The organism is Prevotella sp. C0026C3 (assembly GCF_056590795.1).
Window position 1 is genome coordinate 1 of record NZ_JBWPWW010000023.1, and the last position, 15,998, is coordinate 15,998.

14 protein-coding genes and 1 pseudogene are annotated in these 15,998 nt (G+C 42.1%); 2 read left to right on the forward strand and 13 right to left on the reverse strand.

What is annotated here, in order from left to right:
• Window positions 1–187: 187 nt before the first annotated feature.
• From AC1EK4_RS10895 to AC1EK4_RS10940, 10 genes and pseudogenes are all read right to left on the reverse strand, one after another.
• The gene (locus tag AC1EK4_RS10895; RefSeq protein WP_480358240.1) at window positions 188–400 is read right to left on the reverse strand and encodes a hypothetical protein; all 213 of its coding nucleotides are present in this window, start codon (window positions 398–400) and stop codon (window positions 188–190) included.
• A gap of 18 nt (window positions 401–418) precedes the next feature.
• Window positions 419–2,086: a fimbrillin family protein gene (locus AC1EK4_RS10900; protein WP_480358242.1), complete on the reverse strand. Its 1,668-nt coding sequence runs from the start codon at window positions 2,084–2,086 to the stop codon at window positions 419–421.
• A 76-nt stretch (window positions 2,087–2,162) separates the two neighbouring features.
• Window positions 2,163–2,468, reverse strand: a complete 306-nt coding sequence (locus tag AC1EK4_RS10905) for a helix-turn-helix domain-containing protein (RefSeq protein ID WP_480358243.1) — start codon at window positions 2,466–2,468, stop codon at window positions 2,163–2,165.
• A complete protein-coding gene (locus AC1EK4_RS10910) occupies window positions 2,456–4,519 on the reverse strand; it encodes an AAA family ATPase (protein ID WP_480358244.1) in 2,064 nt (687 codons plus the stop codon). Before AC1EK4_RS10910 ends, AC1EK4_RS10905 begins: the two co-directional genes overlap by 13 nt.
• Complete coding sequence (locus AC1EK4_RS10915; RefSeq protein WP_480358246.1) at window positions 4,516–4,908, reverse strand: hypothetical protein; 393 nt, start codon at window positions 4,906–4,908, stop codon at window positions 4,516–4,518. The genes AC1EK4_RS10910 and AC1EK4_RS10915 overlap by 4 nt, the downstream gene beginning before the upstream one ends.
• Window positions 4,895–5,374, reverse strand: a complete 480-nt coding sequence (locus AC1EK4_RS10920) for a hypothetical protein (protein WP_480358247.1) — start codon at window positions 5,372–5,374, stop codon at window positions 4,895–4,897. The genes AC1EK4_RS10915 and AC1EK4_RS10920 overlap by 14 nt, the downstream gene beginning before the upstream one ends.
• A 716-nt stretch (window positions 5,375–6,090) precedes the next feature.
• Window positions 6,091–7,695, reverse strand: coding sequence for a hypothetical protein (locus AC1EK4_RS10925; RefSeq protein ID WP_480358248.1), 1,605 nt, complete (start codon window positions 7,693–7,695; stop codon window positions 6,091–6,093).
• A gap of 47 nt (window positions 7,696–7,742) precedes the next feature.
• Window positions 7,743–7,955, reverse strand: a complete 213-nt coding sequence (locus AC1EK4_RS10930) for a hypothetical protein (protein ID WP_480358249.1) — start codon at window positions 7,953–7,955, stop codon at window positions 7,743–7,745.
• Window positions 7,956–8,458: 503 nt separating this feature from the next.
• On the reverse strand, window positions 8,459–8,674 hold the full coding sequence (locus tag AC1EK4_RS10935; protein WP_480358251.1) for a hypothetical protein: 216 nt from the start codon (window positions 8,672–8,674) through the stop codon (window positions 8,459–8,461).
• Window positions 8,675–9,186: 512 nt separating this feature from the next.
• Window positions 9,187–9,345 (reverse strand): annotated as a pseudogene (locus AC1EK4_RS10940) (IS30 family transposase); the annotation flags it as partial.
• Window positions 9,346–9,742: 397 nt separating this feature from the next.
• On the opposite strand from AC1EK4_RS10940, the gene AC1EK4_RS10945 reads away from it, so the two are divergent.
• Both AC1EK4_RS10945 and AC1EK4_RS10950 read left to right on the forward strand, forming a co-directional pair.
• Complete coding sequence (locus AC1EK4_RS10945; protein ID WP_197421766.1) at window positions 9,743–11,089, forward strand: MBOAT family O-acyltransferase; 1,347 nt, start codon at window positions 9,743–9,745, stop codon at window positions 11,087–11,089.
• Window positions 11,090–11,102: 13 nt separating this feature from the next.
• Complete coding sequence (locus AC1EK4_RS10950) at window positions 11,103–11,993, forward strand: hypothetical protein (protein ID WP_036899851.1); 891 nt, start codon at window positions 11,103–11,105, stop codon at window positions 11,991–11,993.
• 171 nt (window positions 11,994–12,164) lie between these two features.
• Here AC1EK4_RS10950 and AC1EK4_RS10955 read toward each other — a convergent pair whose 3' ends face one another.
• The 3 genes from AC1EK4_RS10955 to AC1EK4_RS10965 form a co-directional block, all read right to left on the reverse strand.
• Window positions 12,165–13,103, reverse strand: coding sequence for a DUF6528 family protein (locus tag AC1EK4_RS10955; RefSeq protein WP_036871270.1), 939 nt, complete (start codon window positions 13,101–13,103; stop codon window positions 12,165–12,167).
• 63 nt (window positions 13,104–13,166) lie between these two features.
• Window positions 13,167–15,023, reverse strand: coding sequence for a BACON domain-containing protein (locus tag AC1EK4_RS10960; protein ID WP_480358253.1), 1,857 nt, complete (start codon window positions 15,021–15,023; stop codon window positions 13,167–13,169).
• A gap of 3 nt (window positions 15,024–15,026) precedes the next feature.
• The gene (locus AC1EK4_RS10965) at window positions 15,027–15,962 is read right to left on the reverse strand and encodes a phosphodiester glycosidase family protein (RefSeq protein WP_480358255.1); all 936 of its coding nucleotides are present in this window, start codon (window positions 15,960–15,962) and stop codon (window positions 15,027–15,029) included.
• Window positions 15,963–15,998: the final 36 nt, after the last annotated feature.

A 15,998-nucleotide genomic window follows, 5' to 3' on the forward strand; every position in this document is an offset into this window, starting at 1 on the left:
ATTATCACCTATAAAGGTACAAATAATAAGCGAGATTACCAACTTTTTAAATGCTTTTTTTATCCCGAACTCGCGTAAAATCTAAAATGATATTATTGACGTTCATTCTACTATCTAATACACATGATATAACTTGTAGATTTTGTTAAACCAAGTTGTAGAGTATCTTAATCATTAAAGTTCTTCTCTATTTCATCTTCCCAGACATGGAAAAATGTTTTGCATTTGTTGAGTTTACTTCTTCATCATCAATCCAGTCGTCTACTCCAACTTCCATCCTCAGATCCTCACTTGGAGAAGTTGCAGCCAGTACAGGTTCGCCCATTTCAAAAATCGTAATTTTTGGTGCTATATATTTCTTCTTTATCTGATTATTTATTTCTATTTTTTTTGTTTCCATCTTTTTACATTTTAAGAATTAAAATTTAAATACAGGACGTATAAAACAGCCTCCCAGTGCAGTTCGGTGCCATTGTAAGTATTGCTTACCCTTAATATCATATAACCACAAAAATGATGAGTTTGAATTCTCGGAAACATTAATCCAATAACGGGATGGTTGCCAATCGTAATACGGTGGTAGGTATCCTATAAAACAATCATGATAAACCTCGTCTTCACCATACCGTTCTGTTGATTCCATAAAATCATTAAGTCTTCCATAGTCCCACGGTTGGGTTGTATAATGTGGTTTATTACTATATTTAGTACCGCCAAAAGCATCAAATATTAAATCAAAATCTTTGAATCTTGGCACATACCACTGGGCCCAAGATGGCGCTACTTTCTGATATTCAGAAAGGTATGTGTCTACTTTCTCCAATTCCTCTATTAAAAACAAGTTGGTTCTGTCCGGGCTTTTTAGATTCCGCAAAGATATGGCAAGCCCATGTTTGCTATAAGGTGCAGGGCCGTTACCATTATCACTTATATATGCAATCATGGCAACAGGTTTCTCACCTGCATTGTCTGCTTCTTCACAAGTGGAGTAAATATTGCCAGCATCGGATATTACCCAACCAAGTTTAGGCTCTTGGAGTGTTGTATCTTGGTCTGGGTAGCCAATAAAGTCATCCATAATGGTAATCGTGTATTTGTATCTTTTTCCTGCTTTCAAATCGGCTTTGAAAGGAAAATAAGTAACGCCATGACTATTGTAGTCGCCAACAACATATTGACCTGTGCTATGGTCATAAATTTTACATTTCACCCATACATAGGAATAAACGTTTTGTGCATCATTCTCACGAATAGCCTTATTAATGTCTGCAATTCTAACGCTTGACTTGGGATTCCACGGTTGATGATTCAACGGAACGAGAAAAATGTCTTTGCTGGCATTAAGATATGATTTATCTGCTTTTTCAAAGTTTTCTATATCAAATGAATATTCGCCAAGACCTAAATAATCCCTTGCCATGCGTGTTTGAACCGCCCCATTTCCCTGCATTGTAAACTCTGCTTCATGATACACCCCCTTTAAGCCGATTTGCTTGATGTCCATGATTTCAAGATTGTTTGACATATTGGAAATTCCAAACTTGATTTGTGAAAGGAGGTGATGGAATTGTAGTTTTACGGTACCATGATTTGCTTGTTTATATTCATCTGATTCGAAAGCCGCCATATAATCCTCGTTTCCCCCCGAATATACACCAAGGTTTACCTCGTGGTTGCTCCATACATCTATTTCCGGTCTGGTTCCAAAATCATTGGGAGAGTTGACCGCAACAAAATGCAGGGATTCATTTTCTAACCATCTCTTTCTCTTATTCTCGTCTTTATATGAGAATATGCCATTACCTTGATTGACTATTTCTACATTATCCATATATGGTTCTTCTTCTCCTGGGTCGTCAAGGAACGCATACACATAAAACTTTTTCAACTTCTTGACATAGTTTTGAGAGTCAAACGCTGTACGCGTATGAGTTTGATTGTTCTCTGCAACAGAAAAGTTGATAAAGTCAGAAGGAGATGCTACATTGGATGCAACTTGTTCTTCATCAGAACAAGATACCACCCCCAACAGGATAAAGACTAATAACACCACAGCAGGTGAATTTGATAATTTTCGTAATTTCATAAGTTTCTTTTTTTTTGCTATTGAATTGTCATAACGATTAAAGTTTGATTGAGTGAAAGGGAGTGATAGTTCTTCCTCATTCCTCTCTTCTTTGTAACATTTTATCTATCTCACCTCTAAGGAAAAGCAATCGACCATTAGCCTTGAGATAGGGGATTTTCCCTGCCCACACCCAGTTGTAGATGGTCTTTTGTTCCACTTTGAGTATCTTGGCCACATCTATGATATCCAAATATTCGGGTTGCAAGGGTGGATGGACAGACGTATCGACGGATTGTTCTTGCAGGACAAGCAGACGGTCGAGTTTGTCCTCGACATTCATGAGCTTATCGAACAGGCGTTTTTGCCAAGTATCTTCTGCATTATAGTTTATGTACGGCATAATTCTCCTTTTTGATAGTTGCCATTGATATCCTGTGCCAAGATATGTTGCTCTTTCATGTAGGCGATGTACTTCTTTGCGGTTCTATCCTTTATTTCCATTTCTCGCATCAGAACATCACAAAGTTCCTGATAGGTGAGCTTGAAAGAATTTCGGAAAGCTTCTCTTATAACGCCAACGAGTTCATCGGTCTTGCGCTTTTCCTTGTCCTCCTTGGACTTCTCACCACGATAGACGTGCATATCCTCCGCCTTATCCCAGCCGAAAAGCATCATCGGCACATCCAATGGGCTGCCGTCACGGACTTTCAGAGCCTTCACAACAGAGTATTCAGGATTATCATCTTTCTCTATGGAAAGAATTCCCGCCGCTTTGCGCTGCAACTCTGAGCCAATATGCCCACGGAGTTTGATGCCATTTGGCACGAAGTGCAGTACGCAGATGATGCAGGTGTTATAAATCCCTGCCAGACGGTAAAGCTCATCCACGATGGCAATGCTTTCTGTCTCATCGTTGGCGGAACGTATCAAGTCAGCTATGCCATCAATCACCACAAGGTGGATGCCTCCGTGCTTGTGATGGAACAAATCCATACTCTCACGAATAATCTTCAGTCTGTCCTTGCGTGATAGCGATGCCAGATAGAGAGAATGATAGAACTCTGGCACGGACTTGATACCAGCCCTGCGAAGCGTCTTCTCCAAGTTCTTATAGAGTTGTGCCTCGGACTGTTCCGTATCATAGTGAAGTACGGCTAGTCCTTCGGGATTGGCAGTTACTTCCAATCCCAAGGTTTGCTCTGCCTGTAATCGTTCTTTCCCAAGTGTGCCGGCAAGGATGGCGGCAATGTAGTTACTCTTGCCTGTTCCTTCTCCGCCTGTGATGCAAAACAGGTTGTCCTGCGTGCCAAGCGGAACATCATTGACAGCCACCACCGACTTTGAGGCATCGGGAGGATTATCGTAGTCGATTTCACAGGATTGCAATATCATCATCGTCTGTGCATACATATTAGTGAACATATCAGAAAGAAGCTCTTTCAAGCCATTTGCTCCATTGCCCAAGGCAAAGAAATCTGAAATGTCTTTCTCTTGTTTGATACCCTGCAATGGCAAGGTTAGACTCAAGACCTTATATTGGGCAAGCTCATCCGTTTGCCGTTTGGCTTCCCTTATGCCAGTCTCATCGGAGTCGTACAATATAATAACGTGTCTAAAGCGGAGCTGCAGCCCCTCAATGATATTCTCTGGTATTTGTGCCGTTTCGCTATTGAAGCAAATAGCGTTGAAACCATGAGCCGAAAGGGAAAGCACATCCTTCTCCCCACCCGTGATGAAAACCATATCCCCCTTGCTGGGCAGCTGTTCGAAGCCGAAGACATAATCGTCCACCTTCTCGCCGCCATAAAGGAAACGTAGCTTACTCTTTGGACGATAGATCTTCACGAATTTCTCCATGTAGTATGCGAATATTGGCTCACCGTGTGTGGAAACAAGCGTGAAAGGCTTACCCTGATTGGAGACAGCCTCATAGCGAACAAGCGACTTGACACGGAAACGCTGTAGCGTCTTGGCATCAATGCCGTATTGTCGCCAATAGTTTAGCTCCTCAACACCGAAGGACTGCTCGAAAAAGTTGTACCACTTTTTACCTTCCACCTTTTTGGACTGGTTAGGTGCTTGTACTAAGATTGGTTTGCGAGGTTTCATTATCACTGTGTGGGGATTACCGTATTCTTTCCTTTCAATGCAAATATTGAGCTGCAAGTCCCTGTTAATAGTTTCGAGCACCTTAACAAAGTCTTTTCTCACGTCCAGTCCGAGCATTGCTGCAGCAAACCAAAAGCAATCACCAGAGTAGGCTTCATTGCCAAAGTCCTTCATGCGGTAGTAGCCCGACTTATTATCGAGATAGATATTGCAGGATGCACGCCTGTCGTCATACCATGGATTGCGGAAGTTACGCTTGGGTACAAAGTTGATTGGCATGTAAAAGCAGAACACCTCCAGTCCTTTGTTGGTTCGGCTCAGTATTTCTTCTTTGACGTTCATAGCTCCTCAAATAAAGTTTGACCATCACCCATATATCCTTTAAGAACACCATCCTTGTAGGCGTTCAGACGTTGTAAGGCTTCCATGCGGCGAAAGCCCTTGAATGTAGCCCTGCCTGTCTTTACAGAAAGATAGAGTCCTTTGAATGGATAAACCACATGATTACTTGATACATACCGATAAGGAATAGAGTTAGCTTCCCGCCATCTGGCAAGTGAAGCTTTCGATATACCAAGCAGATGCAAGACATCTGCCGTACTCAATTCAATCTTCTCTTCTAATACAGAGTAGTCACGCTTTAGCTCTCTGATAAAGCAGGCTATCTGTCTGAACTCTTCGCGAAGAGTTTGAAGCTCATTCATTAGTGAGCGTGTTTCATGGCTTTCCATCTTCATTTAGCAGATTTTGGCAAAGTTCTACAATAGCTGACAGAAAGGGATTCATCAGGTTTTCTTTGTCGTGCCTTGTTAGATGCCCCTTGAACTCCTCCATAAAGTTCACTATCTTTATTCTCTCACTTGGCATAACCTTCATTAAAACCTTGATAAGTTCATCCTGTTCAATAGTTTCATATAGATTCTTCACATGGGCTTTTGGTTTGGTCATCGATTCTATTGTCCCCAATGGCAGATGAACAATTAGAACTTCTTTTCCCAAGCCTGCCGCACATTTCCGATATGTGTTGAGTCGGATGTCCTTTTCCATCTTGCAAGCCTTTAGGAAATTTGAATACTCGATGTTACTTGTATGAGCAGCCACTTTTGCATTGACGCATGAAAAAGCTAAAGTTTCAAGCGTTGGACAACCAATATACAGGTGTCCATTTTGTTCTGAATTGTTGTTTTTGCTAGCCATAATTTACTGATAAGTAATTGTTATGGCTGCAAAGTTCCTAATGAATGGAGGTTTTTATGGAATATCAAAATACCATTTTCTGGTAATATAATACCATTTTATATATTGAGTGTCAGCAGTATATCATACATGTCAAGGCTCTTCAGTGCACGGTGCAAGACCTATCTATATATAGGCTTGCACCGTGCACTGAAAAGTTGTAGCCATGAGCTTTCTAAAACATTTTCACTCAAATATTTGGAAGATGTATCATCTTTTTGTAACTTTGAACCCGAAAATAAGAAGTCTATGCGACCTCTGTGCGTTCTCTCAAAAATATCTGAAATGGCTACAGATTGGCTACAGTAAAAATTGAAGTTCGGCTAAAATTCTGAATATCAAGGACTGATATAGGTAAGTTCATTTACCACCAGCTCCACTCCAATTGAAGGCTGATAGTTGTCTTAGGACGATTGTCAGCCTTTTTGTTTGGCTTGTTTGTAGCTTTGGATTATCAGTAATTATCATCTCCCACAGGTGTGTATGCAGTGAAGCGTAATTAAAAATTTGGCCTACTGACTGACGTTAAATTTTGACGGGAAAGAGGATATTCTTAGTAGAGTAACCTAAAGAGAGAGGAAGCCTTGACCACATCTCAATATACCTATGCATTCCTCTCTCCATAGTATCATTAAATTCTGTTGTACAAAAAACAGTATTTATAATTTACTTCAGTTTTATATTTTTACATCATCCTCTGGAATAGGCAATTTGATATCTTCTTTTTTATATGGGAATGGAAGTGAAAACCTCAATATGAACTTAAGCTCTTTGTCATTTCCCGCTTGTTTAAGCGTCACCTCAATCTTAGTCAGTTTTTTAGGACATGTATTGGGGTTAGTCGTAAAAATAAAGTCTCCCCTAAGTGTGAGAGAATTATTATCCTCTGTGTATGTGTACGTCAACCAGCCTGGTATGGTCGTTGAACTTTCTCTTTTATTGTCATCGTATGTCCATTCGTATTTAGTGATTCCCCATGTTTGTCTCGCTTGAAATAAGTACTGACTATGTTTGGATTGGGGAAGATAAATGCCAGCAGCAAAACTTTGGAAACCTCTTATTTTAAAAACACCTGGAGTACCACTTTTTATTTTAGTATAATATGTCTTCGCTTTTTTTTTCTCTTCTTTTCCTTTAGCCTTAACCAATTGGCCTTCTTTCATTATCATATATGTTTTCCCAGTATATGAAATGTCTCCTGATACACATTTTCCGTCACTAGACTTATCTGCTGTGAAAACATACTCGAGGTCGTCATTGCACTTACTGTCCTCTATGATATAGTTAATCGGTTGGTTTGCTTTCCACTCCTTGCCATCAAGCTTAAGAGTAACTATTTTTTTCTTTCTGTTATCATGAAAATTAGGATATTGATTAGCCTTGTCATCCTCCTCGTTGGGGTTGGTGTCTTTTTCCAAATAAATGGTTGCCTTGGCGTTAGGACCGAGCTTCTGTGGTATCATGAGGAATGAGAAGTTGTCGTACTTACCTTCGCCGTCTTTGACACCTGTAACTTGCGTCATGTTTGGCACAGTAGTCCTTATGCCATTGCCGTCCACCTTTAAGAAGTAGTCCTTTTCTGGCTCTTTCACATCCCAAGTAAAGGTGTTGGTTGCCAAGTTGGCTTCGCACTCGCTCTTACCTGCCACGCCACTCAGCTTGATGCCTACGATTTTTAGTCCTGTAGTGCGTTTGTTGCCAAGCGTGAAGTTTACGGCGGTAAGCGCATGATACAACGTAATATCCACGGGGTCGCGGTCGCCCCCCTCAACAGGTGGTCCTAGCGCAATGTCTCTCTTACCTAACATCAAGTCCTTCTGCTTGCTCGCATCTGTTTCGGGCGTAAAAGTCACCTTGTAGGTGTCCCTTCCCGTTTTTACTATAGAGTTGTCGCCCTTAAGGAATGGATATGTACCCACCATCTGCACATACTTCTTTGCGTATTTCCATGCTGCAGCATTTTTTGCCACCACCTTTCCGCTCTTGGTGGTATGTCCATTGTCGATGAAGTTTGGGTCGTTACCCATGCTCGCAAATCCTTTATCATTGGTATAGCCCTGCACACCAAACTGATCATCGTTGGGTATGAACTTTATGGCATCGTACATCGTGCCACGCGTACCATGCTCGTTTGTGCTGAAATTGAGCGACACCTCACCACCGAGGGTTGTCTTCCCCTCTATGTTGCTCTCCATGTCCTGCGAGCAAGACATGGTCAGACATGCCATCATCCCCATGAGGAGAAAAGGCATGCGTGTGAATTTTATTAATGATTTTTCCATACGTCTCATCATTTTTTTTAATTTAATTTTAATACCGTTATATGGATTTAAGGTTGTTTGTTTAACCAGTCAAAATCTGCGTCACTAGGATCGGTGTTTGTCTCAGAGCTAGGTGTCTCAGAAGTTCCGCTTCCCCAATGATCTGTATCCATTTTCGCACCAGGCTTAGGGCCGCTTCCACTCATAAGCATAGGCACGTTGTCCAAGCTGATAATTGTACATTGTGGCGACATGTATGGCCTTAGTTTCTTCTTTTTCATAATTTCTTATCCGTTGTTATATTAATTATTTTTATATTAGTTATTATCAAAAATCAATGTACACGCAAAATGCATCTCGTAGTCATCTATGGACTTCGAGATGCACAGCTTCTCACAAATACATAACCAGTACGGTTTGTTAAATATCGTAGATAATCGGGGGGTAAGGAAGCTGAAAATATAAGTAGGGAGGCGTAGCAGCCTACTACACACAATGTTATGGATAAATACGCTAATAGAATCCAATATGTATTTATTATATTTAATCATTCCTTAATATAAAATCATATACTATGGTGAGGGACACACATTGCAGGATGCTCTCACATATTTACCAGCACTCTGCAGTTGTATCTGTTATAGTAGCACTTTACAACAGTGCACCGTACTATTTAAGCACCTTCTTGTCGTTAATGATGTACACACCCTTTCCCGGGTTTGTTACACGACGACCTGACAGGTCGTATCCCACATGTGAGGCGAGCTTACTTGTGGTTACTCTATCAATACCCGTCTTCAGGTTGTTGTATGCAGGCTTGTAATCCCAAGCCCTCCAACAGATTGTTCTCACTCTCAATCTTTATCACCTCACAGTAGGGTGGAATGTATGGTTTCTTCTTAACGATTTCTTTCATCTTAAGTTCCTGACATTCTTCAATATTGCCGTTAGTTACGGTTTCGTTGGCTACCGATATAAGCTTCTCATCAGTTTTTTCCATATGATATTTTCAATTTGATTATTCAGTTACATAATCTTTCTTCATCTCTATCAGCACTACATGATACAGATTGTTTTGAGTACTGTGCGCAAGACGCACGGCACTCATGGGAATGGCGACACTCCTCTCATGCCTTTCCTTACGATGAAAAAAGACGGACAGAGAGTAGTGTTCGACGTACTAATAAAAAGTGTTAAAAATTCGGGGGGGGGTAATAAAAGATGTTAACAAATATATGACATACAGCATTTTTTCGCACTCTATTGCAAAGGCGGAAGAAAGTGCTGGCAGGCAGAAGCGGCTGTTTGTCGGATATTTATTCATATACCGTGGAATTAGTTATTGCCTTCGTTTTGCTCCTTGATTATTCTATTTTGGAATATTGTAGTTCTATTTTAGAAGTCAGTGTGCAAATTTAGTCATTTTTCTCAAAATTCCAAGCAATTTCGGGAAAAATAATGAAAAATGCAGAATGGATTGCTCATACGCAGAGTCAACCAGCAAGTGCAAAATTATAAAATGTATTTGAAGAATTCACACTTTGGAGTAGAAAAGTTTAATTTTTCTCTCGGTCTTTCGTTCAATTTCTTTTGTATCGACATAATTCTCTTTTCTGTGTAATGTTCAAACGAATCCTTTTTCGGTATATATTGTAATATACACGATTTTGTACACGATTTTCCGGTATTTCGTGAAAACCCATGATATTGGAAATTTGTGTTTATCAATGAAATAATGAATTTTGAAATATTGTGAAACCATGTGGAATTGGCGCAAAAAGAGCCACCAGCTCCACTCCAATTGAAGGCTGATAGTTGTCTTAGGACGATTGTCTGCCTTTTTGTTTGGCTTGTTTGTAGCTTTGGATTATCAGTAATTATCATCTCCCACAGGTGTGTATGCAATGTTTGTCTTTTGATGATTGTGTTAGTTTTTATCTTCAATCTTTTGTCATTAAGAATTATAGTCATACCTTTGTTTACAATATGAATATGTGTAGGCAAATAGATTTAGACTCCGATGGTATTTAACTCCTTGCTCTTTTTAATGTTTTTCCCAGTAATATGTATGTTTTATTACGTATTACCATCCCGATTTCGCAATATATTCTTACTGTTAGCGAGTCTAGGCTTCTATCTATGTTTAAAGCCTATATTTGCTCTTTTCCTGTTGTGGGTGATGGGGACTACCTATGGCTTTGCCTTGCTTGCGGAGTCAAAGAGGCGCATGCCGACATGGGTGGGTATCTGTGTGTCTTTGCTCCCTTTGTTCTTCTTTAAGTATTATGATTTTGCTTGTAGCATTTTAGATGATTTATTTCTTGGCTTAGGGAGCGGAATAGAGTTACCGGGACTTAATTGGGCTATTCCTGTCGGTATTTCTTTTTATACGTTTCAAGCATTGGGATACCTCATAGATGTCTATAGTGGCAAGATAAAGGCGGAACACAATCTATTACATCATGCCCTTTTCGTCTGCTTTTTTCCGCAGATACTCTCTGGTCCTATCAGTCGATACAACGACTTGATGCCGCAAATTAAAAATCGAGGGAAGCGTTTTGACAGTGAATTGGCTACTAGTGGAATCGGTTTGATGGTATGGGGTATGTTCTTGAAGGTGGCAGTTGCCGATCGTTTCGGTATTTATGTAGATACTGTTTTTGGCCATCCCGATGGGTTCAGTGGGCTTACGTTAGTGTTTGCCACATTGTGTTATTCTATTCAGATATATACCGACTTTGCCGGATATTCACTTTTGGCTATAGGTTGCGCCAATGTTTTAGGCTTTAGAATCAATCAAAACTTTCAACGTCCTTATTTCTCTTTCGGTTTTGGTGAGTTTTGGCGACGGTGGCACATCACGTTGTCTTTCTGGCTAAGGGATTATATCTACATTCCTTTGGGAGGTAGTCGTACCGCTGCATGGAAGATTCGCAGGAATCTATTTATCACATTTCTTGTTAGTGGCTTGTGGCATGGGGCAGCTTATACCTATTTGTTGTGGGGATTGTTGCATGGTTTGTTGGTCGTTGTTGATAGAGAACTGCGTACATTCAAAGGCCGGTGTGGACGTACAGCTAAGGCTATAGGCATGGTCATCACCTTTGTTTTGGCCAGTTTGTTGTGGATACTCTTTCGCGTTCCTACGATAAAAGAAGCTCTTAATATCTTGATGCGCATGTTCACTGATACAAGGTTGACCATAGATATACCTGATAATCGCGATATGAAAGCCACTGTATTAACGATGTTTCTTATGTTTATGATAGTCGTAGTGAAAGATATACGCGATGAGTGGTGTCCCAATCTATTCTCTCATCCTAAATGGATATGGGTTTATAGTTGCGTGATAGGCATTCTGATTTTATTGTTTGGCGTGTTTGATGCAGGGCAATTCATTTATATCAGTTTTTAAACTAGATGGAGATATGAAGAAGTTTTTAATTAGCTTTATATTGACTGTGGCTTTCATTGTAGTTGCCGACCAAGCAATCGGATATATGCTCAAGCGCGGTTACGACTTTACGACATTTGGAGCTATCGGGAGAAAGAATGAGATTGTGAACTATGTAAAGAGCGATATTGTCATATTGGGTTCTTCACGTGCACTACATCACTATGTGCCTCCAATCATAAGCGATTCGACAGGGCTTTCGTGTTATAATTGTGGGTTAGGAGGACAGGGCATCATTTACCATTATGCGCTCTTACGCGCCATGTCACAACGCTATATTCCTAAGATGATTATCTATGAATTGACGCCTGAATACGACATCGAACCTTCTAATAATGCTCGTTTCCTGACTGAGATACGCACGCTGAGTCCGCATGGTTGTGCCGACTCAATACTCTCTGTGGTAGGCCATATGGAACGTATGAAGATGCTAAGTGGGATATATCCTTATAATTCTTTGCTATTCCACATCGTGGGCGACCGCTTACAGCACAAAGATTTGATCTCTCAAAATGGTTATATACCTATGAAAGGAAGTCTGAAAAAGGATGAAAACTATCAGCCGCGCGTGCTTGATTTCTCAAAAATAGATAGTGTCAAGGTCTCCTTTTTTGAGAAAATGCTGCGCGAATATTCCAAGAAGACCAAACTCATCGTGATGGTTTCTCCGATTTATGGCAGCAATGCACCGGCTTCATTCGACGTTATCGAGCGGCTATGTGCACGTTATGATGTCGCTTTCCATAATTGTAGTGGCGACCAAAGATTTACGCATGCTCCCTCGTTGTATTCAGATCACGTGCATTTCAACGACAGTGGGGCACGCCAATATACTGCAGGTGTGTGCAAATACTTTCGTCCTTGAAATGCTGCAAGGGCTAGGCAAAAATGCTGCCTCGGCCTTTCAGCATTGTTGAAGCGGCTGGGCAGTGATGTTGCCAAGCCGGTGCAGTCCGGTAATTGAAAAGCTGATGAGTAACTAAATAGACAAAAAATAAGCGCATCGTGGGTTAAACGATGCGCTTTCTTTATATCTTTACTTTCCTATCCAACGGGCTTTGTATATTTTAAAGCCGTACGAACGGAAGATGGTTTTACCGGTTTCGTCGATAAGATCGTCGGCCCACCACTCTTCTTTAGGACACAACATGATGATACCATGGCTGGAATTCGATACACTCTTGATGGCATAGAAGTTGGAGAACTCCTTTACTGAGTTATCGCGCAGATTGTATTTCCATACTTTCTGGTTTGTTGCTAACCACAACATGTCTTCTTCGCCTTCGATGGGGAATAGCTCGTGAGTACCAATCAATTTGCCGTCGGGTGAGTCTATGTCTTGCGTCACATGGTTTTTCAACAACGGTTTCTCTTTATCGCCATTGTAATCAAAGATGTGCATGGTGTGGGCTGCGGAATATAGTTTATTGCGTTTCTTGTCCCAATACACATTGTGGGCAGCCGGTAGGTCGTACTTAGCTACCATGGTTCCAAATCCTTTGATGGTGTCGGTGCGGAATGTAGCAAGGATTCCATCGGTAGATGAGGCCGTAACGATATTACCATCGGGTAATAGTTCGGCAGAGTGGGGGTTTACTCCGGCATAACCATAGAACAAAGTCTTCTTGTCGGCAATGCGAATGAGTGCTACACCGCCGCCCGATGCAGCCATCAAGATGCATGTGTTGTTGTAAACCGGTTTCACATCGCTAGGATTCGAGAACCATTTACGGTGTTCTTCGCTGACCTTGCCGATGGTTGCTGTCCATTTCCATACCACCTTTTTGGCATCTACATCGGCAATGACAATCGATGCATCGGCCTGATTGGTCATGACAATGGCTTTCTCCGGCATAACAAACTCGCCCTTTTTCGGGGTGTCGATAGCAGATTCTTTGCTGCAACCGCAGCTACAACTAAGGATGATAATCGCTATTAGACTTAATAGTGGATTATGTGTTTTAATCTTTTTCATGTTGATTGATTTGGTATGATGAGGTGACAACTGCGATGGCTGTCACCTCATTGTTGGTATATATTACTTTCCGTTGTACTCGAATGCACCCATGTCGATAGATGATCCTACGACACGTGGATTGCCCATAATATCGTATGGCAACTGTATATCGACCTTCTTACCTGCGTCGATGCACTTAGAGCCGGCTTTGAGGCGATAGTCTCCATTGACAACGGGGTTGACAAACTTAGGACCATTGTCGGCATCGTTATTCAGATTGAGTTCGAAGCAGTCGATGAAATTGATGTTCTTCTCCTTGATTCCGCTGTGTACGGCACAGTTAGTCATTGTAGCTTGCCCGGCAACGAATGCACGGTAGCCGGTTCCGGCAGTTCTCTTGATAGCCCAGATGACCGAGTTGAACCACTTGCAGCCACCACTTACGTAGTTGGTATTCCAACCGTCGGACATAGAACTAACCAGTGTGCAGTTGTAGAAGTTGGTGCCGTCTCCGCGTACGATGTAGTTCTTGGAGTGCAGATCGTGCAGGTAGCAGTTCACCATCTTGCACTTTTGCATGTAGAATATCTGTCTGCCATGACGCAAGTTGCGGAATTCGCAGTTACGGAATCCATGGTTCATGTAGATTTCAAAGCATCCGGTGTCGGTGTTACGATAGTTGTCGCAGTCGGCAAAGACGATACCGTCCATCCAGACCATGGCTCCCTTATTGTTCCATGCGGCCATGAATTTGCGCTCACCGCCGACAAATACCGGCTTATTCTTGAGGTCGCGAAGATGCAGCTTGTTCTCCGTCCCCTTGAAACCACCGTAAACGTTGACGTGTTTCCATGTCAGACTGGCCTTGAACTGATATGTTCCTGATGCCACCCATATCTCCATGTCGCCATTGTTGGAGGCTGCGCCCATGGCATCGTGGATGCTTCCAAAGGCACGTTCCCATGAAGTTCCGTCGCCATTACCGCCCGGCTTGACGTAGATTATTTGTCCAACGCCGCGCTGAGTAATAAAGATTGTGTCGGAGGCCTCGGTCTTACTGCCCTTGTTCTTGATAACAATGTAGCCGCTACGTTCCTGTCCTGTAGTGTTGGTCTCTACTTCGGTAGATACCAATACATTCTGTACGGACTTGCCATCTGCAGGCGGAGCCGATTTAATCTTAATCCACTTATCGCTGGCTACAGCGTCGTATTCTACGTTGAGAGTTACCGGAATGTCCAAGGAGTATTCGCCTTTCTTGATGACAAGATCCTTCTGTGCAGCCTCGAACGGGATGAACAGTATCTTGTCGGTAGGTTTCTGGATGATGGAAAGCTTGGCCGATTTCTTCTTATCCCTGTCATATATGACGACTTCCGACGTACGGTCTTTACCCGTTGGATTAGCTGTTGCCACCACTTTCAGGTGGGTCTTGTCGGCTTTGGTAAAGGTAAAGCCATCTTTTGAAGCCACTTCGGGCTGCCAGTCCAGATGAGTCTGCACCTCGACAAGCACCTCTCCACCTTGTTTATTGAAGTAGACAAGGCTCTGTGGGAGGGTAATGAGTGTGCCTCGTCCACGCTGAACGACCTTGATACGCTGGCTGTATTGATCCATCAACCGTACTTCAATATATCCTTCACGGTCGTCCATGGTAGGATTCTCTTCGCAAGAGAAGACGATAGAGTCGGCTTTCAGAGCCTGTCCGCGATAGCGAGTCAGGCTAATCCAGCCATCAGAAGCCTCGGCAAACCAAGGGTATGACGACTTCAACGGCATCACTAGACGTTCGCTCTGAGGTTCGGTCGTGACGCTCTCTTGTACGTCGAGACTGGGCTCTACTCGCTGTATATCATACTTCTCGCTGCAGGATGTAAAGACATAGAAGCATGTCATTGCACCCAATAGCATTGTTTGTATTAATCTATAGTTCTTCATAGCTTATCCTTTCTTAATGACTACTAAACCATTAAATACCGGTCGTTGTTCGCCGTTGGATGGTTTGTTCAACACATTGATGGTGCCTTTGCTGTCTTTAGCGGCAAAGGTAGACGATGCTCCGCCATCTAGATTTACAGCATTATGGCATCCCGCATATTTACAAATGCTGATGGCGTCTTCTACACGCATGCCTTTAGAGAAGTCGTCCTGCCCTCCATCGACTACAAAGAAATAACACTTCTTGTTGTCTTGTGATATGCCTACGAATGTGCGTGCATCGAATTTCATCGTCAAGTCGTTCACGGCCAGCAACTCGTTGGGTTCACCATCGGTTATCAAAGCATGGAAACCACCTACAGCTTCTTGTATATCGGCAGAATAACTCTTGAAGAAGCGTGGGTGAACAATGCGTATATCACCGTTCTTCAGTTTGATAATCATACCTTCATTGCCTGCGGTATACGTGTCTTTGATGACTTTTCCGTCTTTCACGAATACATTCATGGATTGGTAACCGTCTTTGCCCTTGCCGAAGAAATCACCATTGATACCTGCATATACCGTCTTGCCGGCTTTTTCTAATGCCTGCATTTGTTCGGTCAATGGTTGTAGTTTGGTAGGCAATTCTGCGTTGTCAGCACAGCTTGGGGTTAACGTTACGCCCTTGGTTAAGTCTATTTCGGCAATCAACATGTGCGTGTTGTATGTGCGGAATACCATTTTTACCTCGGTTACGCTGACACCGTCGGTCACGCTCCACATAGAGTCTTTCTCTACACTTTGCAATTCCGGAAGGTTGTCTGCAACGTTCTGCATGAGCACTGTCTTCGCACCTTTATGTGGAAGAGCCGTGTTGGTATCGTCTGATGAACTTGAACAGCCCACCGTGAACAGTGCCATGCAGCTCAATATTGAATATAATATTGTTGATTTCATTACTTTTAGTTTTAAAATCTGTCAATGTTACGTCTT